At 49.0% G+C, this 22,512-nt stretch carries 25 protein-coding genes; 9 read left to right on the plus strand and 16 right to left on the minus strand.

The annotated features are described in order from the left end of the window. The first annotated feature begins 123 nt into the window (after positions 1-123). From SB752_RS26280 to trxA, 3 genes are read left to right on the plus strand one after another with little or no spacing between them, the layout of a single operon-like run. Positions 124-1,068, plus strand: a complete 945-nt coding sequence (locus SB752_RS26280) for an NAD(P)/FAD-dependent oxidoreductase (RefSeq protein WP_410718425.1) — start codon at positions 124-126, stop codon at positions 1,066-1,068. Beyond that, positions 1,059-1,511, plus strand: coding sequence for a carboxymuconolactone decarboxylase family protein (locus SB752_RS26285; RefSeq protein WP_410718426.1), 453 nt, complete (start codon positions 1,059-1,061; stop codon positions 1,509-1,511). The genes SB752_RS26280 and SB752_RS26285 overlap by 10 nt, the downstream gene beginning before the upstream one ends. Before the next feature lie 43 nt (positions 1,512-1,554). Beyond that, entirely contained in the window at positions 1,555-1,866 is a 312-nt protein-coding gene (gene trxA / locus SB752_RS26290; protein ID WP_410718427.1) for a thioredoxin, read from the plus strand. 114 nt (positions 1,867-1,980) lie between these two features. On the opposite strand, the gene SB752_RS26295 is transcribed toward trxA, so the two are convergent. From SB752_RS26295 to purC, 8 genes are all read right to left on the minus strand, one after another. Further along, the gene (locus SB752_RS26295) at positions 1,981-2,364 is read right to left on the minus strand and encodes a helix-turn-helix domain-containing protein (RefSeq protein WP_410718428.1); all 384 of its coding nucleotides are present in this window, start codon (positions 2,362-2,364) and stop codon (positions 1,981-1,983) included. Positions 2,365-2,450: 86 nt separating this feature from the next. Next, a complete protein-coding gene (gene purN / locus SB752_RS26300; protein ID WP_410718429.1) occupies positions 2,451-3,059 on the minus strand; it encodes a phosphoribosylglycinamide formyltransferase in 609 nt (202 codons plus the stop codon). Continuing rightward, positions 3,053-4,093, minus strand: coding sequence for a phosphoribosylformylglycinamidine cyclo-ligase (gene purM / locus SB752_RS26305; RefSeq protein WP_410718430.1), 1,041 nt, complete (start codon positions 4,091-4,093; stop codon positions 3,053-3,055). The genes purN and purM overlap by 7 nt, the downstream gene beginning before the upstream one ends. 30 nt (positions 4,094-4,123) lie before the next feature. Next, on the minus strand, positions 4,124-5,542 hold the full coding sequence (gene purF, locus SB752_RS26310; RefSeq protein ID WP_410718431.1) for an amidophosphoribosyltransferase: 1,419 nt from the start codon (positions 5,540-5,542) through the stop codon (positions 4,124-4,126). Next, positions 5,527-7,770 (minus strand): phosphoribosylformylglycinamidine synthase subunit PurL, encoded by a 2,244-nt coding sequence (gene purL, locus SB752_RS26315; RefSeq protein WP_410718432.1) that lies wholly within the window; start codon positions 7,768-7,770, stop codon positions 5,527-5,529. Before purL ends, purF begins: the two co-directional genes overlap by 16 nt. Next, positions 7,751-8,443 carry a phosphoribosylformylglycinamidine synthase subunit PurQ gene (gene purQ, locus SB752_RS26320; RefSeq protein ID WP_410718433.1) on the minus strand — a complete coding sequence of 231 codons (693 nt, stop codon included), beginning with the start codon at positions 8,441-8,443 and terminating at the stop codon, positions 7,751-7,753. The genes purL and purQ overlap by 20 nt, the downstream gene beginning before the upstream one ends. A 3-nt stretch (positions 8,444-8,446) precedes the next feature. Beyond that, positions 8,447-8,695 (minus strand): phosphoribosylformylglycinamidine synthase subunit PurS, encoded by a 249-nt coding sequence (gene purS, locus SB752_RS26325; protein ID WP_103108369.1) that lies wholly within the window; start codon positions 8,693-8,695, stop codon positions 8,447-8,449. Further along, positions 8,688-9,407, minus strand: coding sequence for a phosphoribosylaminoimidazolesuccinocarboxamide synthase (gene purC, locus SB752_RS26330; RefSeq protein ID WP_410718434.1), 720 nt, complete (start codon positions 9,405-9,407; stop codon positions 8,688-8,690). The genes purS and purC overlap by 8 nt, the downstream gene beginning before the upstream one ends. A gap of 275 nt (positions 9,408-9,682) precedes the next feature. Between purC and SB752_RS26335 the strand changes: the two genes are divergently transcribed. Continuing rightward, positions 9,683-10,882, plus strand: a complete 1,200-nt coding sequence (locus SB752_RS26335) for an iron-containing alcohol dehydrogenase (RefSeq protein WP_410718458.1) — start codon at positions 9,683-9,685, stop codon at positions 10,880-10,882. Between the two features lie 155 nt (positions 10,883-11,037). Then, the gene (locus SB752_RS26340; RefSeq protein WP_410718435.1) at positions 11,038-12,153 is read left to right on the plus strand and encodes an aminopeptidase; all 1,116 of its coding nucleotides are present in this window, start codon (positions 11,038-11,040) and stop codon (positions 12,151-12,153) included. A 69-nt stretch (positions 12,154-12,222) separates the two neighbouring features. On the opposite strand, the gene SB752_RS26345 is transcribed toward SB752_RS26340, so the two are convergent. After that, a complete protein-coding gene (locus SB752_RS26345) occupies positions 12,223-12,747 on the minus strand; it encodes a DinB family protein (RefSeq protein WP_410718436.1) in 525 nt (174 codons plus the stop codon). Positions 12,748-12,921: 174 nt separating this feature from the next. On the opposite strand from SB752_RS26345, the gene SB752_RS26350 reads away from it, so the two are divergent. After that, the gene (locus SB752_RS26350) at positions 12,922-13,899 is read left to right on the plus strand and encodes a helix-turn-helix transcriptional regulator (RefSeq protein ID WP_410718437.1); all 978 of its coding nucleotides are present in this window, start codon (positions 12,922-12,924) and stop codon (positions 13,897-13,899) included. Here SB752_RS26350 and SB752_RS26355 read toward each other — a convergent pair. Then, positions 13,863-14,639 carry a DUF169 domain-containing protein gene (locus SB752_RS26355; protein WP_410718438.1) on the minus strand — a complete coding sequence of 259 codons (777 nt, stop codon included), beginning with the start codon at positions 14,637-14,639 and terminating at the stop codon, positions 13,863-13,865. The genes SB752_RS26350 and SB752_RS26355 overlap by 37 nt on opposite strands. A 190-nt stretch (positions 14,640-14,829) precedes the next feature. Between SB752_RS26355 and SB752_RS26360 the strand changes: the two genes are divergently transcribed. The 3 genes from SB752_RS26360 to SB752_RS26370 all read left to right on the plus strand — a co-directional run bounded on the left by SB752_RS26360 (position 14,830) and on the right by SB752_RS26370 (position 16,995). Continuing rightward, complete coding sequence (locus SB752_RS26360) at positions 14,830-15,417, plus strand: hypothetical protein (protein ID WP_410718439.1); 588 nt, start codon at positions 14,830-14,832, stop codon at positions 15,415-15,417. Positions 15,418-15,481: 64 nt separating this feature from the next. After that, on the plus strand, positions 15,482-15,670 hold the full coding sequence (locus tag SB752_RS26365; protein WP_213023891.1) for a CDGSH iron-sulfur domain-containing protein: 189 nt from the start codon (positions 15,482-15,484) through the stop codon (positions 15,668-15,670). A gap of 176 nt (positions 15,671-15,846) precedes the next feature. Beyond that, on the plus strand, positions 15,847-16,995 hold the full coding sequence (locus tag SB752_RS26370; RefSeq protein ID WP_410718440.1) for a response regulator: 1,149 nt from the start codon (positions 15,847-15,849) through the stop codon (positions 16,993-16,995). Positions 16,996-17,133: 138 nt separating this feature from the next. Here the strand turns inward: SB752_RS26370 and SB752_RS26375 are convergent, their stop codons facing one another. The 6 genes from SB752_RS26375 to SB752_RS26400 all read right to left on the minus strand — a co-directional run bounded on the left by SB752_RS26375 (position 17,134) and on the right by SB752_RS26400 (position 22,499). Continuing rightward, on the minus strand, positions 17,134-17,511 hold the full coding sequence (locus SB752_RS26375) for a response regulator (protein WP_213023889.1): 378 nt from the start codon (positions 17,509-17,511) through the stop codon (positions 17,134-17,136). 260 nt (positions 17,512-17,771) lie between these two features. Next, positions 17,772-19,382 carry a gamma-glutamyltransferase gene (gene ggt, locus SB752_RS26380; RefSeq protein WP_410718441.1) on the minus strand — a complete coding sequence of 537 codons (1,611 nt, stop codon included), beginning with the start codon at positions 19,380-19,382 and terminating at the stop codon, positions 17,772-17,774. Positions 19,383-19,412: 30 nt separating this feature from the next. Then, positions 19,413-19,943: a chromate transporter gene (locus tag SB752_RS26385; protein WP_410718442.1), complete on the minus strand. Its 531-nt coding sequence runs from the start codon at positions 19,941-19,943 to the stop codon at positions 19,413-19,415. Further along, entirely contained in the window at positions 19,940-20,521 is a 582-nt protein-coding gene (locus SB752_RS26390) for a chromate transporter (protein WP_410718443.1), read from the minus strand. Before SB752_RS26390 ends, SB752_RS26385 begins: the two co-directional genes overlap by 4 nt. A gap of 20 nt (positions 20,522-20,541) precedes the next feature. Next, complete coding sequence (locus SB752_RS26395) at positions 20,542-21,528, minus strand: ABC transporter ATP-binding protein (RefSeq protein ID WP_410718444.1); 987 nt, start codon at positions 21,526-21,528, stop codon at positions 20,542-20,544. Continuing rightward, positions 21,525-22,499, minus strand: a complete 975-nt coding sequence (locus SB752_RS26400; protein WP_410718445.1) for an ABC transporter ATP-binding protein — start codon at positions 22,497-22,499, stop codon at positions 21,525-21,527. The genes SB752_RS26395 and SB752_RS26400 overlap by 4 nt, the downstream gene beginning before the upstream one ends. Positions 22,500-22,512: the final 13 nt, after the last annotated feature.

Consider the following 22,512-nt stretch of genomic DNA (forward strand, 5'->3'; position numbering starts at 1 on the left):
CTAAGAGCGCTCTTACGATTATGAGTACCTTATCTTGCTTTATCTTTCTTAGATGAAGCTTTTCTTTCAAATTAATCACAGACATAAAATGTCCTTAATGTCTCTAGAAAGGAGTTTAACATTATGATTTACGATTGCGCGATTGTTGGCGGAGGAGCAGCCGGGTTAAATGCCGCTTTGGTACTCGGCAGAGCACGGAAAAATGTCGCCTTGCTCGACAACAATCAGCCCCGAAATGCCGTCACCCATGCATCGCACGGTTATCTGACGAGAGACGGAGTGACTCCTGCCGAGTTTCGCCGCATCGCCTATGAGGAAGTGCTCCGCTATCCGTCTGTTCATCATCTCCAAACAGAAGTCGTTTCCATTACAAAGCTCAACTCGGGATTTGAGGTGCATGATGCATCGGGCGGTCGGATTCAAGCACGCAAGCTGATCCTGGCTACAGGCTTAAAGGAAGTCTTTCCTGAGATTGATGGGCTCCATTCTTTATATGGAAAAAGTCTGTTTAATTGCCCGTTTTGTGATGGCTGGGAGCTGCAAGATCAACCTCTTGTCGTCGTTTCCGAAGATCCGGCCGTTTTCCATACCGCCAAGCTGCTTCTCAATTGGACCCGCGATTTAGTAGTCTGCACCAATGGTCAAAGTCCACTTTCAAATGACCAAAAAGAGCAGCTTCTCTCCAAAGGAATCGTGGTGATGGAACAGCCCGTCGCAGCCTTCATTGGAGAAAACGGGCAACTAACGCATGTACGTTTTGCGGATGGAACGACGATCGCCAGGACAGGCGGATTCATTGCTCCTAAATTTATACACAGCGCGCCATTTATCGAGAGCTTGGACTGCGAAAAAACCCCACTGGGCGGAATTAAGACAGATCAACTAGGCAAAACCTCCATCCCTGGTTTGTTCGCCGCAGGTGACACGTCGTACGTCGCGCCTTCTCAACTGATTTATGCTGCTGCCAGCGGAAGTAAAGCAGCTATGAGTGTAACCAAGGAGTTAACGGAAGAAGATTTCCATGACATGAATCAAACTGAATTCGGGAGGGATTTGAAATGGAATTAAGAATGGTTCCCAACGAAGTAAACCCTGCTGCTTATGAGGCTATGAAAAGCCTTGAATCATTTGTTCTTCAATCCAGTTTGGATGAGGCTATCACTGACCTAATCCAGCTAAGAGTGTCCCAAATAAATGGTTGTTCCTTTCATTTGAATGTTTACGGAAAAGCCCTGTACGACAAAGGAGATCAATTTGAGCGCATTTTACTCCTGAACGTATGGCGTGATGTACCGAACTTTAGCAAGAAGGAAAAAGCAGCACTTGAGCTTGCCGAGCATCTTACTAAGGTTTCCGAGCTCGGAGTACCCGAGCATGTATACAAGCAAGTCCGCGACCACTTTAATGAACAACAGTACATCGATCTGGTGATGGCGATCAATGTCACCAACTGCTGGAACCGACTTGGAATTGCTACCAGTATGACGACTGGATGTTCATTGGAAAAATAAATGCTTATTAATTTTGAAAGACATAAATAAAGGAGAGATTCAAATGGCGATTTTCCATGTAACAGATGCTGCATGTAAGAACCAAATGCAAACAAAAGGACTCACTTTAGTCAATTTTTGGGCGCCTTGGTGCGGACCGTGCCGGATGTTTGCGACAGTCCTTGAAGCATACGTAGCCGAAGGAAACCATGATGTCAAAATCCTCAAGCTCAATGTAGATGAAGAAACCGAGGTTGCCAATCAATTTGGAGTCATGAGCCTGCCCACTAGCATCCTGTTTAAAGATGGGGAACCAATCGACAAAGTAATCGGTGCCCTTCCTCTCAGTGATCTGAAAAAATTCGTTGCCAGATAAAAAGAGCAAGACAGTGAAAAGCCGACACATCCACTGTGTCGGTTTTGCTGTTTATTCGCTACCACAGCTGGCGTTTGCGTCTGGCTGCGAGCTCTTTTTATCCAAATAACATTATCATTTTTGATAGGTCGTGTGCTTCATCGATTGCTCGTATACCCACTCATCCAAAGCTCGTTTGGAGAACCGATACGTGCTGTTGATCTGAAGAGCTGGAATATCCTTACTATCCAAAAGCTTGGCCAAAATCTGCTCGGTAATGCCTAAGTATTCAGCCGCTTCTACTGCATCAAGTATTTGTTTTTCTTGTGGAGCCTTCTTGTTGTTCAAATCATTTAATTCATTGCTTATCGTCGCCATGATGCTGGCAATCTGTGCCGTATTGTGCGTTGCTGTATCACCATATGCAGCTACGCTCTTTGTTGCATCTGCGATCAGCCATGACCCTATCAGTAGAACAGCGCAGAAGCAAACCATCCAAACGTTTTTCATGTCTCTCATGTTACCACTCTCCCATTATTCAATATACCAGGAAAAGGAAAAACCGACACGATTTTCGCGTCGGTTTCTCTGCGTTTGTTGCTCTCTTATGTCAGCTGGACAAGCCGTCCCTCCAGCTTTATACGCTCTTCCACCAGCAAGCCAATGACCTCTACCAAAAGGCCATGCTCTACTTCGTGGATACGTGCTGCCAATGTTTCTTTTGTATCTGTCTCTTGCACGCCTACAGGGAGCTGGGCGATGATTGGACCCGTATCGAGACCCGCATCGACCACATGCACCGTTACCCCCGTAATCTTTACCCCGTAGTCGAGTGCCTGACCAATCGCGTCTTTCCCGGGAAAAGCAGGCAAAAGTGATGGATGCAGATTGATGATTTTCCCCTCATAGGCGGACAACAGCGTCTCGCCAACCAATCGCATGTACCCCGCCAGCACAACCAAGGATATATCGAGTTTTTGGAGCTCTGCCACAATCTCTGCTTCAAAGGCAGCCTTGTCAGCATACTCCTTTGGCTGAAAAACAAAAGCAGGAATCCCTAAGCGTTCTGCCCGCTCCAGCACCTTGGCACCAGGCTTATCGCAAACGAGAAGCGCGACTTCCACACCGTCAAGTCGACCACCCTGTACGGCTTGCACGATTGCTTCGAAGTTCGAACCGCTTCCCGAGGCGAAAATGGCTAGCCTTCTCACCATTCCACCCCGTTATACACGACTTTGCGCTCGCCAGCCGCAATGCTTCCGATCACATACGGCTCTTCGCCAAGGTCCTTGATCTTCGCTACAACTGCATCAGCATCGTCTGCTTTGACAACCAGCATCATACCGATCCCCATGTTAAATGTTTTGTACATGTCCGGATAAGAAATATTGCCAGCTTCTTGAACCAGTTGGAAAATCGGGAGAACAGGCCAAGAACCTACATCAATAATCGCTTGTGTACCTTCTGGCAGTACACGCGGAATATTTTCAGTGAAGCCGCCGCCTGTAATATGCGCCAGCGCCTTGATCTCATGAGATTCCAGTACAGACAGCACTTGTTTTACATAGATGCGAGTCGGGGTCAGCAGTTCCTCTCCAAGCTTTTTGCCAAGTACATCTACATGATCGTGAAGCGACATGCCTTTGTCAGCCAAAAGCACTTTGCGCACGAGAGAGAAGCCATTGCTGTGCACACCGCTGGAAGCAAGCCCGATCAATACGTCGCCTGCTTCAACAGAAGCTCCTGTAATCATTTTGCTTTCGTCTACAACACCAACTGTAAAACCAGCGATATCATATTCGCCCTCTGCGTACATCCCAGGCATTTCAGCTGTTTCTCCACCGATCAAGGAGCAGCCTGCCTGCGAGCAGCCATCGGCAATTCCTTTGACAATGGCTTCGATCTTTTCTGGAATGACCTTGTCTACCGCCAAGTAGTCGAGAAAAAAAAGCGGCTCTGCCCCTTGCACAACCACATCATTGACGCACATCGCTACAGCATCAATCCCGATCGTATCGTGCTTATCCATGGCAAAAGCAAGCTTCAGCTTGGTGCCTACACCATCTGTACCAGAGACGAGGATCGGCTTTTCATACTTGGTTGTATCTAGACGGAACAAGGCACCGAAGCCGCCCAAATCCGTCAATACCTCCGGACGGAACGTGCGCTTCACGTGTTTTTTCATGCGTTCGACTGCTTCGTTCCCCGCATCAATGTCGACGCCTGCTTGTTTATATGCTTCACTCATCGTTTCTCCCCCTACCAGAGGTTCCTTGTATTAGCACTTGAGCGCAGGTAGCGCCTCTTCAAATTCAATCTCAGTCGGATATTCCCCGGTAAAGCATGCGAGGCAGTGTCCTTTATTCGGAGCCGAATCCTGACGCCCGATTGCTTCGATCATGCCTTCGACAGACAAGAAGGACAAAGAATCTGCTTCAATGATTTGACGGATTTCCTCAATCGATTTAGTTGCTGCAATCAACTCATCCCGAGTCGATGTATCAATGCCATAGAAGCAGGAATTCATGACCGGCGGAGAGCTGATCCGTACGTGGACTTCCTTGGCTCCAGCTTCACGCAGCATGCGCACAATCCGATTACTGGTCGTACCGCGAACGATCGAATCGTCAATCATGACCACGCGCTTGCCTTCGACTACCTTGCGTACAGCCGAGAGCTTGAGGTAAACAGCGCGCTCGCGAAGCTCCTGGCTCGGCTGGATAAATGTGCGACCAACGTAGCGGTTTTTGATCAAGCCGATTTCATATGGAATACCTGTCGCTTCCGCAAAGCCAATCGCCGCGGATATGCTGGAGTCAGGTACACCTGTCACGACATCTGCCTCAATCGCCGATTCCAAAGCCAGCTGTTTGCCGAGACGCTTGCGTGCCATGTGTACGTTAATTCCATCGATGTCGCTGTCAGGACGTGCAAAGTAAATGTATTCAAAGGTGCAGATCGAACGTTGGGTAGTCTCTGTGAACTTCGATTCACTCACACCGTTTTTATCAATGACAATCAGCTCACCTGGCTGAACATCGCGCCAGTACTGTGCTCCGATAATGTCAAAAGCACAGGTCTCGGATGCAACAGTAATCGCGTCTCCCAAACGTCCCAAAGACAGCGGACGCAATCCATTTGGATCAAGCGCGATAACGAGTTGATTTTCGTTCATGACGAGAAGTGCATACGCACCTTTAATGTGCTGAAGTGCATCTCTTACAGCCCCAGGCAAGTCACGGCACTCGGAGCGCGCGATCAAATGGGCGATTACTTCGGTGTCGCTGGTCGTTTGGAAAATGGAGCCTTTTGCTTCCAGCTCTTTTCTGAGAACCGCAGCATTCACCAGATTACCATTATGGGCAACAGCCATGCTGCCTTGCGCATAACGGAAAAACAGCGGCTGGGCATTTTCGATTTTGCTGGACCCGGCAGTTGTGTACCGAGTATGACCAATGGCAATATGACCTTTGAATTTCTCCAGATCACCCTTGCCAAAAGCTTCAGATACGAGTCCCATTCCGCGATGTTTATACCACTTCTCGCCGTCGGAGGCGCAGATGCCTGCGCTCTCCTGACCGCGATGCTGAAGGGCATGAAGCCCCAGGTACGTTAATTGGGAAGCTTCCTGGTGGTTGTAAATGCCAAAGACGCCGCATTCTTCATTCAGTTTGTCCCAGATTAACCGATCAAACATGGAATCGCATCCTTCCAGGCTGCTTTCACCTCTTGAATTGAAGCATTGATCGCTTCATTGCCGTTCACATTCACTACCACGTGCTCGCCACCAATGGTTCCGATCTCTTGTGCCGGTACGCCATGCTCACCTGCCAATGCGAGAATTGCTGCTGCCTGCTCTTTGGATGCACTGAGCAAAATGCGAGACTGTGATTCACTGAACAAGAGAACATCATGACGCAGCTCGGAATCCAGCGATACTTGTGCGCCCACGTTTTTGCCGAAGCAAGACTCTGCCAAAGCTACACCCAAACCGCCTTCGGACAAATCGTGAGCCGAGCTTACCAGACCTTTGCGGATAGCAGCCAAAACGAGTTTTTGAACAGCTGCTTCCTTGTTCAGATCAATTTGTGGCGGTCGTCCTGAGATCGAGCCTGTAGCCAGCTTTTGATACTCAGATCCACCCAGCTCTGCGAAAGTTTCGCCGAGCAAGATGATGACATCGCCTTCGTTTTTGAAATCTTGGGTTGTAATATGGTCAACATCCGTGATCAAACCGACCATGCCGACAGTTGGAGTCGGATAGATGGCGTCACCGCTGCGTTCATTATAGAAAGAAACGTTTCCGCCGATAACCGGTGCGTCCAAAGCTACGCACGCTTCGCTCATGCCCTCGCATGATTTCTCGAACTGCCAGAATACTTCTGGCTTTTCCGGGCTTCCGAAGTTGAGGCAGTCTGTAATCGCAAGTGGTTCTGCACCCGAGCATACTACGTTGCGCGCAGATTCTGCTACAGCGATAGCACCGCCGACTTTTGGATCGAGGTACACATAGCGTCCGTTGCAATCTGTCGACATCGCGAGTGCTTTGCGTGTTCCGCGCACCATCACAACAGCTGCATCAGAGCCAGGTTTTACAGCAGTATTGGCACGAACGATATGGTCGTACTGCTCGTATACCCATGCTTTGTTTGCAACAGTCGGTTGTGCGAGCAAGTTTTTCAAGGTTTCGTTCAAGTCAGCTGGCTCAGCGATTCCTGCAACGACATCTACACTTGCGTTTGCTTCATAGTAAGCTGGTACAGCAGATGGACGATGGTAAACAGGCGCATCATCAGCCAAGCTGTTTACTGGTACTTCTGCTACGACTTCGCCTTTGTGCAACAGACGCAGCTTGCTGTCTTCTGTTACTTTACCCACGACAGCAGACGCCAAGCCCCATTTGTCAAAAATCGCAATGGCTTCTGCTTCCTTGCCTTTTTCCACGACAACGAGCATACGCTCTTGAGATTCAGAGAGCATCATTTCGTATGCGGACATACCTGCTTCACGCTGTGGCACCAAATCCAGATTCATTTCGATACCGTTGCCTGCTTTGGAAGCCATCTCAGAGCTGGAGCTGGTAAGGCCTGCTGCGCCCATGTCCTGAATCCCTACGACGATACCTGTGTCAATCAGCTCAAGGCATGCTTCGAGCAACAGCTTTTCCATGAATGGATCGCCCACTTGTACAGCAGGACGTTTTTTCTCGGATTCTTCAGTCAGCTCTTCAGAAGCAAAGGTCGCTCCGTGAATACCATCACGCCCTGTGCTGGAACCAACGTAAATCACCGGGTTGCCAATACCGGAGGCTACCCCTTTTTGAATCTTCTCGTGGTCAATCAGACCCACACACATAGCATTGACGAGAGGATTTCCTTCATAAGTAGGGTCGAAGTTGACTTCGCCGCCTACAGTAGGAATCCCGATGCAGTTGCCATAGCCAGCGATACCAGCAACCACGTGCTCAAACAAATATTTTACGCGAGGAGTAGTCAGCTCCCCGAATCGAAGCGAGTTCAGTACAGCAATCGGACGAGCACCCATGGAGAAAACGTCACGGATGATTCCGCCCACACCAGTTGCAGCGCCTTGGTACGGCTCGATTGCAGATGGGTGGTTATGGCTTTCGATTTTGAAAACAACGGCTTGGTTATCGCCGATGTCTACGATACCCGCACCTTCACCTGGTCCTTGCAAAACGCGAGGGCCCTTTGTCGGGAAGCGGCGCAGAACAGGCTTGGAGTTTTTATAGGAGCAGTGCTCAGACCACATGACGCTGTAAAGACCTGTCTCCGTCCAGTTCGGTTTACGGCCGAGGATATCGACTACACGCTGGTATTCTTCCTCTGTCAGACCAATTTCACGGTAGATCTTTTGTTCTGCAATTTGTTCAGCTGTCGGTTCTTTATGCGTGAGTTGTGACACTGCTTTTTTCCCTCCACGTCTTCAGGATCGAGGTAAACATGCGGCGGCCGTCATCGGAGGTCATCCATGTATGCACAGCGCGCTCCGGGTGAGGCATCATACCCAGTACATTGCCTTTTTCGTTGCAAATTCCTGCAATACCTTCAAGAGAGCCATTCGGATTTTCGCCATGGTAGCGGAATACAATCTGATTGCCCGCTTTGAGCTTTTCCAGTGTCTCATCATCACAGTAGTAGTTTCCTTCGCCATGTGCGATCGGAATTTGAATCTCTTCCCCTGCCGCATAATCACGAGTAAACGCGGTTTGGTTATTTTCTACACGCAGTCCCGACAGCTTGCAACGGAACTTGAGTGAAGTGTTGCGCAAAAGAACGCCTGGCAAAAGGCCTACTTCGGTCAGGATTTGGAATCCGTTACAGATTCCCATAACCAGCTTGCCTGCTTCTGCCGCCTTCACTACTTGCTCCATCACTGGAGAAAAGCGAGCGACTGCACCACAGCGCAAGTAATCGCCATAAGAGAAGCCACCTGGCAACAGAATCGCATCATACTGGGAAAGATCGGTATCGGAGTGCCATACATAATCAACTGGCACACCCATTACATCTTCAACTGCGTTGTACAAGTCGATGTCAGCATTGGAACCTGGAAAAACGATAACCGCTACTCGCATCTATTAGCCCTCCACGATCTCAAAGCGATAGTCTTCAACCACCGTGTTGGCCAGCAGCTTTTCGCACATTTCGCGTACACGTTCTTCTGCCTGAGCACGGTCTTTTGTATCCAGCGTGAGCTCCATATATTTACCAATGCGTGCATTGTTTACTTCATCAAATCCGAGTGTGTGCAGAGCACCTTTTACCGCATGGCCTTGTGGGTCAAGCACGCTCTCGCGCAAAGTTACATAAACAACAGCTTTAAACATGTACGTCTCCTCCCAGTCTCTTAAGCATTTCTTGATACGCTTCTTCTACGTTGCCCAAATCCCGACGGAAGCGATCTTTATCCAGCTTCTCGTTCGTTTCTGAATCCCAGAACCGGCATGTGTCCGGCGATATTTCATCGGCGAGGAGAATTTCCCCATCCGCAGTTTTGCCAAATTCAAGCTTAAAGTCGACCAGTGTAATGCCACGCTCCCGCAAATAAGGACGCAGGACTTCATTGACTTCGAGCCCCATGCGTTCAAGAGTCGCTTGATCGCTTTCGCTAGCGATGCCCAATATTTTGATGTGGGAAGCATTCACCAGCGGATCACCTAGTGCGTCATCCTTGTAGTAAAACTCAACAACCGGCTGTGGAAGTGCAGTACCTTCTTCCATTCCCAGGCGTTTGGCGAGTGAGCCAGCCGCGATATTGCGAACGACTACCTCCAAAGGAATAATCTCTACTTTTCGTACGACCTGCTCGTTAGCAGACAGCAGGCGAACAAAATGGTTGTCGATGCCACGTTCTTTCAGCATCGTGAAGAAAATAGCGGTGATGCGATTGTTCAGTTCACCTTTTCCGGTAATTTGCGCCCGTTTCTCTCCATTAAATGCCGTTGCGTCGTCTTTATACTCCACCCAGTATTGATCAGGCACTGATGTCCGATAAATACGTTTCGCCTTGCCTTCGTAGAGTTGTTCTTGTTTTTCCACTGTAGGAGTCACCTTCCTAGGTAAAAAGGTTAAGTTACGGTAAATACACGAACGTTTCAAATACATTAAAACACAATCATACGCATTTATCAACGAAAAAAGCAGAAACACACTTCGACAAACGTTCGGTTTTTGATGTGTTTTCCATTGATTTACTACCTGCGATCGTCCCCGCGATGACACGCCGGTTCCTTACTTCTCCAAAAGGCATGCCGTAGCCTGGTTTTATGATAAAATAAGGTGGTACTACCTTTATGCGAAAGAAGGAATGGAAGATGTTTCCGTTTGAGGTATCTTTTCCTACCCTTATCTACTTCGGTATGGGTGAAATAAAACGATTGGGACAGGAAGCCAAAACAATTGGTCACAAAGCACTGCTTGTCACAGGCGGGAGCGCTGCCAAGCGCACTGGCCTCTTGGAACGCGTGCAGACCCTTTTAGAAGAAGCGCAAGTAGAGTATGTCTTGTTTGACAAAATTGAGCCTAATCCGCGGACTGCTACCGTAGATGCGGGTGCTGCACTGGCACGTGAGAATCAGTGTGATTTCATATTGGCAGTAGGTGGCGGTTCCGTGATGGACGCCTCCAAAGCGATCGCAGCAGCTGCCAAGACCGGGCGTCCCATCTATGACTACATGCGCGGGAATCCGACTGGTTCCAGTCAACTGCTTGTACCTGTAATGGAAGCATTGCCGCTCATGACTGTCCCTACCGTGGCAGCTACAGGTTCAGAAGCAAACAGCATCAGTGTCCTGACCCACTGGGATACCCATGAAAAATCTTCATTTTACGGGCCAGCTCTTTATCCCAAAATTGCAATCCTCGATCCCTCCATCACATTCACTGTTCCGGCTCGCGTCACGGCTGAATCATGTGCAGATATTTTTTCCCATCTATTTGAAAGCTATTTGATCAGTGCAGACAAAACGAATGTGCAGGACGGTATCTCCGAGACACTGATTCGTCTGGTTGTCGAGCATTCGCTTACTGCCATCGAGCAGCCTGACCATGAAGAAGCGAGATCAACCCTTTTATGGGCGAGTACTCTCGGAATCAGTCCGTTTGCAGCAGGCGGTCGCTGTGCTGGCATGCCACTGCACGGGATTGAACACCCGTTGAGCGGAATTTTCGATATGGCGCACGGTCGTGGACTAGCTATCCTGTCACTTCCTTATTTCGAGCAGGTCATTTTTCCTGATCGCCCGGAACGGCTGGCACGCATGGGACGAAGCTGCTTTGGTGTCACCGAAGAAGACACACAAAATGCGGCTCGTGCCACGATCGAAGCTGTCCGTCACTGGTATGAGCGCATGGGCATTACGGAGAAGCTGTCCGATTTTGGGGTAACACGCGAGGTCATTCCGCGAATGGCTGACGAAGCGGTCCATATCGGCGGAAGAGGCGTTGGCTACCTGCCAAGCTCCCGGAAGCTGAACGCCGAGGACATCATCGCGATCTATGAAGCCTGCTTGTAAGCCCTTGCATTAATCACTGGCGAGTCTGTAGGCAGATATGCCATAATAGCAGTAAAAAAACTTCTATCGAAGCTTGCACAAGGTGGAACGACCGCTAGAGTTAGTAAACCATCTTACTCATTTACCTATTTTCTGATTATGGAGGTTGCGTAAAAATGGCAGATCCACGCATTAATGAATTAGCCAGCCGTCTCGTCCGCTATTCACTCAATTTGCAAAAAGGAGAAAAAGTACTGATTGAAAATACAGGTCTGCAGCCTGAATTGGTACGCGCTCTCGTCCGCGAATCGTTTGCGGTAGGCGCTCTCCCGTTGGTCACTCTGAAGGATCAGGAAATTCTTCGCGCACTCTACCAAGGAACAAGCGAAGAGCATATGGCGCTCATGGCCAAATACGAGTATGACCGGATGAAGGACATGGACGCGTACATTGCAATCCGCGCCTATGACAACATCAATGAGCTTGCAGATGTTCCGGAAGACAAGATGGGTATCTACTCGCGCATCCTCTACCAGCCAGTACATACGAACGAGCGCGTGCCGAACAAACGCTGGGTTGTGCTTCGCTATCCGAACAAATCCATGGCCCAGCTGTCAGGCATGAGTCTGGAGAACTTCGAAGACTTCTACTTCTCCGTCTGCAACCTGGACTATGAAAAAATGTCCAGAGCGATGACACCACTAAAAGAGCTGATGGATCGCACAGACCGCGTGCGTATCGTCGGTCCAAACACAGACCTGCGCTTCTCCATCAAAGGCATCAACGCAGTAAAATGCGATGGCAAATGCAACATTCCAGACGGTGAGGTCTACACCGCTCCTATACGTGACTCTGTAGAAGGAACGATCTTCTACAACGCAGCAACAAACTATCACGGCATTTCCTTTACGGATGTTCAGTTCACATTCAAAGAAGGAAAAATCGTAGAGGCAACAAGCTCCAATACAAAAGCACTGAACGAGATTCTCGATACAGATGAAGGCGCTCGCTACATCGGCGAATTTGCGATTGGTTTTAATCCGCACATCCTGCATCCGATGCTGGACATCCTGTTCGATGAAAAAATCGCAGGCAGCTTCCACTTCACGCCTGGTAATGCGTACACTGTGGCGGATAACGGCAACCGTTCTTCTGTACACTGGGATCTGGTACAAATCCAACGCCCTGAATACGGTGGCGGCGAAATCTGGTTTGACGATGTATTGATCCGCAAAGACGGACGCTTTGTACTGCCAGAGCTGGAGGGCTTGAATCCGGAAAATCTGGTGTAAATCATCCTTTCTGCAACAAAAAAGCTACCCATGTTATAGATGTGGGTAGCTTTTTGTATAGGAGAGAGTTTAGGCTTGAACAAATGCATCCAGCTTTTCCTTTTGACGCAAATGATGTACAAAATGCATAGAAATCAGCTGGTACCATTCGGCAGCATTCAAATAGCCGAGCGCAGGATGTGGCATTTTTTGATCAGGCGAAATCGCTGCCACACTCGGTTCAAGCTCACGTACCTGATCAATCAGTCGAAGCAATTTTGGCTTTACCTCTTCTGGTGATTCCGGGTTGGCTGGCGTGTACTGCGGTGAATCCGGAACCTTAATCGCGATGGGTGGTAATTTTCCTGCCCCGATAATCATTTCACCATTCTCTGTTTTGCCTACCCCGACTACCCCATTCCCAGAAGCACATTGCTCAATCGACATGATTTGCATATGAACAGCCGATTGTATCAGGTGGTTGTACAGCTGCCCGAGCGACCATTCATCTGCTGCAGGCTTTTTCGTGAATTGCTCGGCAGAATATCCGTCCAAAGCTTTTACATATTGCTCGGCAACCTCTTCAAAACGGCTCAACATTTCCACTGTATTCATCTAGGAACACCCTTTCTCATTTCAGTTCATCCATCTATAGTACCATCATATCGCAGCGCTCCTGACAGCATCATGTCAGTAGCATTTGCAGCCATGTAAACAATTTGATCTGGTCATGCGCTCAGAATCAGATAAACTTGGTTTAGATGATCACGGCAAAAGGAGGCACCCTCTATGAATAAAACGGACCGTCTGCTAGCCATCGTACTCGAGCTTCAACGCAAGCAATTGCTGCGGGCAGAAGATCTAGCCGAAACGTTTGAGACCAGTGTCCGAACCATTTATCGTGATATGCAAGCGCTGAGTGAGGCTGGTGTCCCCATTGTCGGTTCCCCTGGCCTGGGCTATTCCTTGATGGAGGGCTATTTTTTGCCTCCTGTGACCTTTTCGATTGAAGAAGCGGTCACTCTCTTGATCGGTACAGGTCTTGTGGAGCAAGCATTTGATCCTTCATACGGGGAGCACGCCAAATCCTCTCAACGCAAGCTGGAGTCGCTCCTGTCAGAGCCCGTACGTCAAGAGACCGCCCGAGTCCGCTCCACCTTTCGCCTGCTGAATAACTGCGGGTATGTGGCAAAAGGGCAATTACAGGAATATATGGAAACGCTGAGACAAGCGATTTTGAACCGACAAAAGGTACAGTTCCGCTATAAAAAAAGCATCCCGGAGGCAGATGGCAACCGGGATAGTGTACGGGATGTTGCTCCTTATGGACTCGTGCTCGTGCGTGGATCTTGGATACTCCTTGCCCAATGTGATCTGCGTCAGGACATTCGCAATTTTCGTCTGTCACGAATGAGCGGGCTTACTGTTTTGAACGACCATTTTACCCGACCCGCCGATTTTGATTTGGAATCATATGCGCCAAAGGATGATCGGGATCTGCTCGTACGTATACAAGTAAGCAGTACGATCGTCGACAAGGTAAAAGAATCCAACCCATTTTTTATCGAGGAAATCGCGGAACACGAGGAAGCAGTAATTGTCACTCTGCGTGTTCGGCAAATCGAAGAAATCGTCTCCTGGGTACTCGGCTTGGGAGCGCAAGTCGCTGTTCTGGAGCCAGATTCGCTGCGTACACGCATTCGCGAGGAAGCAGAAAAAATGCTACTGCACTACTGTCCTTCGCCAAACAATCCTGCGAGCTTTTGATACGTCGGGGGAAACTCTGCCTGATAGCGTAAAAACGACGGAATCGGGTAGCGTACGCCCCCTTTTTGGGTTCCTGCCAAGCCTTCTACTAACTCGGCTGCATCACGGAAGTGGAAGCTGAATGCCATCTCATGGTCTTGCGTCTGGGCAAACAATCGATCTCCATAACAGGGAACAATCACTTGTGGCTCACCTGTTTGCAGCGGCTTGATCGCAATATCTGCACAATCGGCACGGGCAGAAAACGTCGACGGAATGGAGCCGCCCCTCTTGTAGAGCATCCCGGCTACCAATCGCATGACCTGTGCCGCGTTTCCGTAAATCACAACCACGTCTGGATCGATCTCTGCCCGCTCCAGTGGATACGATACATAGTAGCCACTTTCCTCGGCGGAAAACTTCGGTACGTCCAGTTCACTTTTCGCCCCCGCCTCAAGCGTATCTGTGTACATCCCACAGGCGAGATTGCCTTCCGTGTAAAAAGCAGGCTGCGCTTCGTATCCAAAAGCTACCTGCGCGATCGGACAGGACAAATCAGCCCCATTCATCGCAATACTCCAGCCATAACGGCGTGAAAAACTGACAGACTGGCAAATGGTAATCTGATAGCCCAGATCGCGCTGCGGTCGTTTTGCTTTGGCTGGCAGTGCTGCTTCTTCTTTTATGATTTTGACCCCAACTGGAAAAGTCTCCGTTCTTACATACGATTGAATCGCCTGATTCAGCTCTTTTGCATTCATATCCTTACCTCCTCCAAATGGCTGTACTCCGAATTTTTCGTCTTTTCTATACGGATTCCCTGCTCGTTCTTTTCTTTTTACCATTACTTAGCTTACAAAATCGTAAGGTTCGGGAAAGGTAAATCCATTTCGACTTAGCCCGATCCTTGCTAGGATAAGGATAACCACATGAACGGCTTGGAGGATCTGCATGAAAAAGCTAGTCTATATCAGCATTTTCGTACTATGTTGTTTGCTTGCGGGCTGCACGGCACAAGCTCCACTGGAGCAAGTCCAAGGTCTTGGCAAAGAAGAGGCTGCACAAATTGCCGCTAACGCTGTCAGAAAGTACTACCATTTGCAGGTGGATACACAAAACCGCGAAATTACGCTCGAGGACCCGGCCAAATTAATTGATTCCGCTACAGGCAAACCCATATACAAAGGAATACCGGTACACGCCCTATTGAAGGATAAGCCAGCCGCTGGAGATATTTATGGATTCCATGCGATTATCGAGCCCCAGACGAGACAGGTTCTTTCTTTATCTGTTGACGTGATCGGCACAGATGGAGAAAGGGCAACACAAGAAGTTCCAGTGGATGCTCTTGAGAAGGCTGCTGCCGACTTTATTCGAACCCAAAAACTGCTCGCCCCCGCTTCTTTTGAACTCGTGAAAACCTCTGATGTGAGCACCCAAACCTCGAAACGCTACTTCTACTATTCAGACGGTCAACATGCCATTGCAATCGGTGTCGATTCAAACCTGCAACAAGTGGTAACCTTCACCTATGACTAAAACCTCTCCGGCGACTAATCCTTTTCCTGACAGGGAAAGGTAATAGTAAAATGGAGGTGAAAAAATGGCTGATATTAAAGTTCAAGATAACGGCCCTCTGCTTGTCACTGGTGAGTTTACGCTTTTAGATGGCGAAGGAAATCCGATGGAGACAAAAAGCCAGGTTTATCTCTGTAGATGCGGTCTATCCTCTAACAAGCCTTACTGCAACGGCGCTCACAAAGGACAGTTTGAAAGCACGGTGAGAGCCTAACAAAAAGCGCAACGGGATAGGCCTGTTCTTGTTTCTTCATCTATCGTAAGTAAAAAAAGTGGTTTAGCAGGGTCAAGCCTACTGCTAAACCACTTTTTTCACATATCCTCCATGAAATCTACGTTTGGACAACTAGAAAATTAATGATAGAGTAGATAGAAGGGAGGGATCACTCGATGAAAGCGATATTGGTTGATGACGAACAGCTACCTTTGCTGCATCTGCAAAAAGTGCTGGAACGCGATATAGCTGGCATTGAGGTTATCGGAGCGTATTCAGATCCTCTTTTAGCGATCGAAATGGCGAAAACACTCAAGCCCGATGTCGTGTTCCTCGATATTAACATGCCAGGTATCAGTGGTCTGGAAATCGGAGAGCAGCTTCAAACGTTCGATGCTCCCCCTGAGATTGTCTTCGTGACGGGCTATGATAAATATGCAGTAGAGGCATTCGAGCTTTGCGCTCTGGATTACATCATGAAGCCTGTACAGCTCAATCGTTTACAAAAAACGGTAGAGCGATTGAGAAAGCGGCTGAAAAATGAGATTAGCATAGAAGCAAAGCCTCTGATCACAATTAAATGCTTTAACTATATTCAATTCCAGTTTCAGGATCAGGAACTGAGCACGATCAAGTGGCGTACAGCAAAAGCGCGTGAGCTGTTTGCGTATTTGCTGCACCATCGTAACCGGATGATTGACAAGGATACGATTATCGAGCTGCTTTGGCCCGAATGTGATCTATCCAAGGGCGTCACACAGCTCTATACAACGATTTATCTCATCCGTCAAACATTGAAACAGCACGGACTTGAATCCGTCTCTATCACAAAAGGAAATTTGGAAAACGGCTATAAGCTCTCCGTCGGATCAGTACAGATAGATGTAGAGGAATGGGAGAATCACGCTTCCCAGCTAAGTCCTCCTGCCATACATAACGCTCAGGTGTACGAACGTATCTTGGAGATGTATACTGGCGATTATTTGGGTGAGCACGAGTATTTATGGGCTGAGCATGAGCGCGAACGCCTGCGCCGTCTTTGGCTGCAACTGGCAAAAAATTTAAGCAGCTTTTATTTTGAGCAAGAGATGACGCAAGAGGCAGAAAAAGCGAACCTGCTCATGCAGTCTCTTCATCCGCTTGTGGAAGACAGCTACATCCATCTAATGAAGCTGTATGCATCGACAGGTAATCACGCAGCTGTAGAGGAACAATACGATCTGTTAGCATTCAGATGGGAACAAGAGCTGGACACTCCTGTGAATTCTGACATCACGGCGTGGTACAGAGCTTGGAAGCAGCAACCTAATCCATCACCTCGGTGAAGTCCGTGAGCAATCTCATTACATAGCAAAAACCCTTCTGATTGACTTCGTGTCAAAAGAAGGGTTTTTTCATGTCTCACAACTGCAAATGAGCTTATGCCTCCATAGCCTCGCATGACAAAATCTTTTCTTGCTTCCTTATTGCAAATACATATCCGTCCCCAGTACATTTTGGATCGCCCATTCAATCCGCTCTGTCTGGAGAGGCTTGGCGATAAAGTCTCTGGCTCCTGCCTGGATGGCTTTGATGACCGTTTCACGATGCACGAGTGCTGAACAGATAATAATCTTCGCGTCACTGTCTATCTCCATGATTTTGCGAGAGGCATTCAAACCATTCATTCCCGGCATGGAGATATCCATGAACACGAGCTCGGGCTTAAACAAGCAATAGTTTTTGATGGCATCCTCGCCTGTATCGGCCTCGGCAATCACAACAAACCCCAAAGATTCAAATATGTTTCGCAGCACAAGCCGCGTAAACGCCGTATCGTCCACAATCATAATACTCCTCATGGAATCGTTTCTCCTCTATTTACATTCATAAAAAGCGCACATCTTCCCACACTTCTTATTTTACTAGCTGCATCTCAACCATTTCTGAACAAATGATTTTTTGATACGCTAAATACACTAGAGGAGAACGACACGAGTAAGAGGGAGACAGGAAGTCTTAAGAGTTGACGCATCCTCCCTTATTCCACCTGGTTAACATTCACTTTCACGCAAAAGAAAAAACCGTACACCCTCTTTGCGTGTACGGTTTGCCTTTGGAATTACCAAGCTGCTATGGCACTATCAGTCCGCATATCGGTTCCACCGCTTAGCACACCATTTTCATCGCGCCAAATAATCTGCCCGCGGCCAAAGTAGTTGCCAAGCTGTGCCCACTTGATCGTATGCCCCTTGCGTTCCAGCGCCAACGCCAGATGCTCTGGGAAGTGACGCTCCAGCTCCACTGTCTTGCCTTCTGTCCATTGCCAGCGCGGAGCATCCAACGAAGCTTGTGGATTGAGATGGAAGTCGATTGTGTTCATCACGACCTGCACATGTCCCTGTGGCTGCATGAAGCCACCCATCACACCAAATGGACCAACTGCTTTTCCGTCCTTGGTCAAGAAGCCTGGAATAATCGTGTGGAACGTTTTTTTGCCAGGCTCGAGGCAATTATCGTGCTTAGGATCAAGCGAGAAATTGTGACCGCGGTTTTGCATGGCAATACCTGTCCCCGGAATCACAACTCCTGAACCAAAGCCCATATAGTTGCTTTGAATAAATGACACCATGTTGCCCTCGCCATCAGCTGTAGCCAAGTAGATGGTACCGCTTGATTTCGGTTGTCCTGGATCCGGTATGAGCGCTTCGTCACTGATCAAGGCACGGCGAGTATTCGCGTATTCTTCGGAGAGCAAATCCTCTACCGATACTTTCATTTTGCTCTCTTCTGTGATGTACTTCAAACCATCGACAAATGCCAGCTTCATCGCTTCGATTTGCTTGTGGTATGTCTCGATTGTATCTTTTGCGTCAAAATCGTAGCCCTTCAGAATGTTCAGTGCCATCAACCCGATCATGCCCTGTCCATTCGGTGGGATCTCCCATACGTCGTAACCACGGTAATTAACGCCAACTGGTTTCACCCACTCAGGCTGGTACGCTGCCAAGTCTTCCTTGCGCAAGTAGCCACCGCACTCACGGGAAAAAGCATCAATCTTCTCCGCTATCTCTCCACGATAAAAGCTTTCGGCGTTTGTCTCAGCAATTTGACGCAGCGTCTGTGCATGGCCTGGTGATTTCCAGATGTCTCCTGCCTTTGGTACTTTTCCATCTGGCGCAAATGTCGAGAACCAGTGAACGTACTCTTCACCTTTAAACAACCGTGAAAACTTATCATGTGCCACGCCCCAATAGCGAGCCAGCGTTGGAGACAGCGGAAATCCGTTTTCCGCATATTCAATCGCTGGCTGCAATACTTCCGTCAGCGGCAGGCGACCAAAGCGTTTGGACAGCTCAGCCCAAGCAGCAGGAGCGCCTGGTACTGTTACTGGTGTCCAACCGTATGTCGGCATTTCCTCAAGTCCTTTTGCTTTGAGGGCTTCAATCGAAATGCCCTGTGGAGCCGGACCACTCGCATTCAAACCGTGCAATTCGTCTTTGATCCATACGAGGGCGAACGCGTCGCCGCCAATGCCATTCGAAGTCGGCTCGACTACAGTCAGGCATGCAGCCGTAGCAATTGCCGCGTCAACCGCATTTCCGCCTTTTTTCAAAATATCGAGACCAGCCTGCGCTGCCAATGGCTGCGAGGTAGCTACCATGCCATTTTTCGCATAGGTGGTCACACGCTTCGATGCGTACGGATAATCCATTGCGTCGTAGTTAACCATAGTTAATTGCTCCCTTTGTCTGAGTAGATTCTAGCCGATGAAAATGAACCCGTATACCATCGCTGCGACCATCACAATAGCAGGATGCACCTTCCATGTTTCGAGCAAAAGGTAGGAGGCGACAGTCAAAATTCCTGTTTGCATCCAACCAATTCCTTCGACTGCACCCATGAGAAATTGATAGGTCATGGTTCCAAGCAGTATGGTAACAATCGGCCGTACCGATTGGGTCATCGCTTTTACCTGCGGTGCGTTGCGGAACAGATTAATAAATTGGAGCAGCAGAATCATCGCAATCGCTGTTGGAGCTACCGTAGCAAACAGGGCAACTGTTGCGCCTGGAACTCCCGCTACTTGATAACCGATGTAGCCCGCAAGTTTCGTTGCGATCGGACTTGGCAGTGCATTTGCTACTGCGAGCACTTCACCGAATTCTTTGATCGTCATCCAGTTGTAATGATCGACCACTTCATTCTGGATCAGTGGAATGCTTGGTGGGCCTCCACCGTATCCCAAGATGTTGGAGATGAAAAAAGCCCAAAACAATTGCAAGTAAATCATGCTACTCCCTCCTTGCCGTCCTTCTTCTTGCGCTTGCGGACAGACCAGGTAGAGTAAGCAAACGAAATGGCCAGAGCGATCCCTACCACGATGCCAGGGTGCCAATCAAGGAAGAGCAGCGCGATAAGCGAAAGACCGAGTGAAATGCTCACGCCCGTTTTGCTGGACGTACCCTTCCACCCTTTGGATAGAAACTCCCACGTCAGAACGCCCGTCATCACAGCAATAACTGGCCCAATCGCCTGAATCATGCCATAAACACCCGGTGCGTCCTTCCATTGATAGATGACTTGCAATAACCCAATCATCACCAGTACGACAGGCATTACCACGGCGATATTCGCTACGAGTGCACCTGTCCAGCCTTTGACCCGATAACCGATAAACGCCGCCAGCTTGGTGGCAATCGGTCCGGGAAGCGCATTTCCCAATGCCAGGTTATCCGAAAAATCCTCGTCGGTAACCCACTTGTACTTTTTCACACACTCGGTATAAAACAGGGGAACCATAGTTGGTCCTCCCCCGAATCCAAAAATACCGATGCGAAAAAAAGCGATAAACAAATGCCAGTAAACCATATTTGTACCTCCGTCCTTGCCTAGCGGAAGATCTCGCCAGATTGCACCAGATGGCAGGAGACCAGTTGTCCGTCACCGATGTCAGACAGACTCGGCACCTGCGTTTTGCACATATCCGTCGCATATGGACAGCGCGGGTGGAATGTGCAGCCACTTGGTGGATTCGCCGGACTTGGCAAATCTCCTGTCAACAAAATCCGGTCCCGCTTTTGACGCGGCTTTGCGACTGGTACCGCCGATAAAAGCGCGCGTGTATACGGGTGGCTCGGGTTTTCAAACAGCGTCCGCTTGTCAGCAACTTCTACTATACGGCCAAGATACATGACCGCAATTCGGTCGCACAAATGCTTGACTACCGACAAATCATGCGAGATAAACATCAGGGTCAGATTGAATTCCTTTTTCAAATCCTTCAAGAGATTGAGCACCTGTGACTGAATCGATACGTCCAAAGCGGATACAGGCTCATCGGCAATAATCAGCTTTGGTTTCACCACGAGTGCGCGAGCGATTCCGATCCGTTGCCGCTGTCCGCCAGAAAAATCGTGCGGGTGACGATTCAGATGCTCTTTGCGCAGTCCAACGACTTGAATGATTTCTTCAATCGTGCGCTCCCGCTCCTCCTTGGTGCCGATGTTGTGCACCATCAGGGACTCCAGCAATATTTGCTTAATAGTCATGCGCGGATTCAAGGAAGCGTATGGGTCCTGGAAAATCATTTGCAAGTCCTTGCGCATCTGCCGCATTTCTTCTTTTGGCAGCTTCGCCAGATCCTTGCCATCAAACCATACTTCTCCTGCAGTCGGCTCGAGCAACCGGAGAATCGTACGACCTGTCGTTGACTTGCCACATCCCGATTCGCCTACAATTCCAAGCGTTTCGCCAGGATAAACCGTCAGATCAATGCCATCCACTGCTTTTACATGTCCTGTCGTCCGCTTCAAAAACCCGGCTTTGATCGGAAAATGCTGCTGCAGTCCTTTTACTTCCAACAGAGGTGTTGTCATGCCTCTTCCCCCTTATCTTCGTACAACCAGCAACGGCATTTTTGCCCGTTCAGTTGCAAAAGCTCAGGTGGCTTTTCATGACAGATAGGCATTGCCTGCGTGCAGCGCGGGGCAAAACGACAGCCGGCTGGCATCTGATGCGGCAATGGAACTGCTCCCGGAATGGTTTCCAGATACTCGCGCTCTTCATCCAGTTCAGGGATCGAGTTCATGAGCCCGATCGTATATGGATGCTTTGGACTTTCAAACAATGTATCGACATCTGTTTCTTCCACCACTTGCCCCGCGTACATGACGATGACGCGGTCGCACATTTCGGCTACAACACCCAAATCATGCGTAATCAGCATAATCGAAGTCCCAGTCTTTTCTTTCAAATCACGCATGAGATCGAGAATCTGCGCCTGGATCGTCACGTCCAGCGCCGTTGTCGGTTCATCGGCGATAATCAGCTTGGGATCACATGACATCGCCATGGCAATCATCACACGCTGACGCATCCCGCCAGATAGCTGGTGTGGAAACTCACCGTAAATTTCTTCAGCTCGCGGCATTCCCACCGCTTTGAGCATGGCAATTGCCCGCTCCTTTGCCTGTGCTTTGCTTACTTTCATATGCAGCATGACTGCTTCTTCAATCTGCTTGCCTACCGTATGCAGCGGATTGAGAGAGGTCATTGGTTCCTGAAAAATCATGGCGATTTCGTTGCCTCGAACGCCCTGCATTTCCTTTTCCGACAGCTCCAATACGTTTTTTCCGTTAAAACGAATGGTTCCGCCTGTGCTTCCGTTTGGCGGCAAGAGACGCATGATCGACAGGCTGGTTACGCTTTTGCCACAGCCAGATTCACCCACGACGCCGAGCGTTTCGCCGGCACGGATGGAGAAGTCGACGCCGTCAACGACACTGACGACACCGCTGTCCGTACGAAACCGGGTTCTCAGTTGTTCTACTTCCAAGATGGTCGTCATCTGCTCCACTCCT

It is taken from the genome of Brevibacillus sp. SIMBA_040 (assembly GCF_046535075.1).
GTDB lineage: Bacteria > Bacillota > Bacilli > Brevibacillales > Brevibacillaceae > Brevibacillus.

What these genes read in the sequence shown, in the direction of transcription:
- SB752_RS26280 (WP_410718425.1), top strand. Translation starts at nt 124, where the DNA reads ATGATTTACGATTGCGCGATTGTTGGCGGAGGAGCAGCCGGGTTAAAT.
- SB752_RS26285 (WP_410718426.1), top strand. Translation starts at nt 1,059, where the DNA reads ATGGAATTAAGAATGGTTCCCAACGAAGTAAACCCTGCTGCTTATGAG.
- trxA (WP_410718427.1), top strand. Translation starts at nt 1,555, where the DNA reads ATGGCGATTTTCCATGTAACAGATGCTGCATGTAAGAACCAAATGCAA.
- SB752_RS26295 (WP_410718428.1), bottom strand. Translation starts at nt 2,364, where the DNA reads ATGAGAGACATGAAAAACGTTTGGATGGTTTGCTTCTGCGCTGTTCTA.
- purN (WP_410718429.1), bottom strand. Translation starts at nt 3,059, where the DNA reads ATGGTGAGAAGGCTAGCCATTTTCGCCTCGGGAAGCGGTTCGAACTTC.
- purM (WP_410718430.1), bottom strand. Translation starts at nt 4,093, where the DNA reads ATGAGTGAAGCATATAAACAAGCAGGCGTCGACATTGATGCGGGGAAC.
- purF (WP_410718431.1), bottom strand. Translation starts at nt 5,542, where the DNA reads ATGTTTGATCGGTTAATCTGGGACAAACTGAATGAAGAATGCGGCGTC.
- purQ (WP_410718433.1), bottom strand. Translation starts at nt 8,443, where the DNA reads ATGCGAGTAGCGGTTATCGTTTTTCCAGGTTCCAATGCTGACATCGAC.
- purS (WP_103108369.1), bottom strand. Translation starts at nt 8,695, where the DNA reads ATGTTTAAAGCTGTTGTTTATGTAACTTTGCGCGAGAGCGTGCTTGAC.
- SB752_RS26335 (WP_410718458.1), top strand. Translation starts at nt 9,683, where the DNA reads ATGTTTCCGTTTGAGGTATCTTTTCCTACCCTTATCTACTTCGGTATG.
- SB752_RS26340 (WP_410718435.1), top strand. Translation starts at nt 11,038, where the DNA reads ATGGCAGATCCACGCATTAATGAATTAGCCAGCCGTCTCGTCCGCTAT.
- SB752_RS26345 (WP_410718436.1), bottom strand. Translation starts at nt 12,747, where the DNA reads ATGAATACAGTGGAAATGTTGAGCCGTTTTGAAGAGGTTGCCGAGCAA.
- SB752_RS26350 (WP_410718437.1), top strand. Translation starts at nt 12,922, where the DNA reads ATGAATAAAACGGACCGTCTGCTAGCCATCGTACTCGAGCTTCAACGC.
- SB752_RS26355 (WP_410718438.1), bottom strand. Translation starts at nt 14,639, where the DNA reads ATGAATGCAAAAGAGCTGAATCAGGCGATTCAATCGTATGTAAGAACG.
- SB752_RS26360 (WP_410718439.1), top strand. Translation starts at nt 14,830, where the DNA reads ATGAAAAAGCTAGTCTATATCAGCATTTTCGTACTATGTTGTTTGCTT.
- SB752_RS26365 (WP_213023891.1), top strand. Translation starts at nt 15,482, where the DNA reads ATGGCTGATATTAAAGTTCAAGATAACGGCCCTCTGCTTGTCACTGGT.
- SB752_RS26370 (WP_410718440.1), top strand. Translation starts at nt 15,847, where the DNA reads ATGAAAGCGATATTGGTTGATGACGAACAGCTACCTTTGCTGCATCTG.
- SB752_RS26375 (WP_213023889.1), bottom strand. Translation starts at nt 17,511, where the DNA reads ATGAGGAGTATTATGATTGTGGACGATACGGCGTTTACGCGGCTTGTG.
- ggt (WP_410718441.1), bottom strand. Translation starts at nt 19,382, where the DNA reads ATGGTTAACTACGACGCAATGGATTATCCGTACGCATCGAAGCGTGTG.
- SB752_RS26385 (WP_410718442.1), bottom strand. Translation starts at nt 19,943, where the DNA reads ATGATTTACTTGCAATTGTTTTGGGCTTTTTTCATCTCCAACATCTTG.
- SB752_RS26390 (WP_410718443.1), bottom strand. Translation starts at nt 20,521, where the DNA reads ATGGTTTACTGGCATTTGTTTATCGCTTTTTTTCGCATCGGTATTTTT.
- SB752_RS26395 (WP_410718444.1), bottom strand. Translation starts at nt 21,528, where the DNA reads ATGACAACACCTCTGTTGGAAGTAAAAGGACTGCAGCAGCATTTTCCG.
- SB752_RS26400 (WP_410718445.1), bottom strand. Translation starts at nt 22,499, where the DNA reads ATGACGACCATCTTGGAAGTAGAACAACTGAGAACCCGGTTTCGTACG.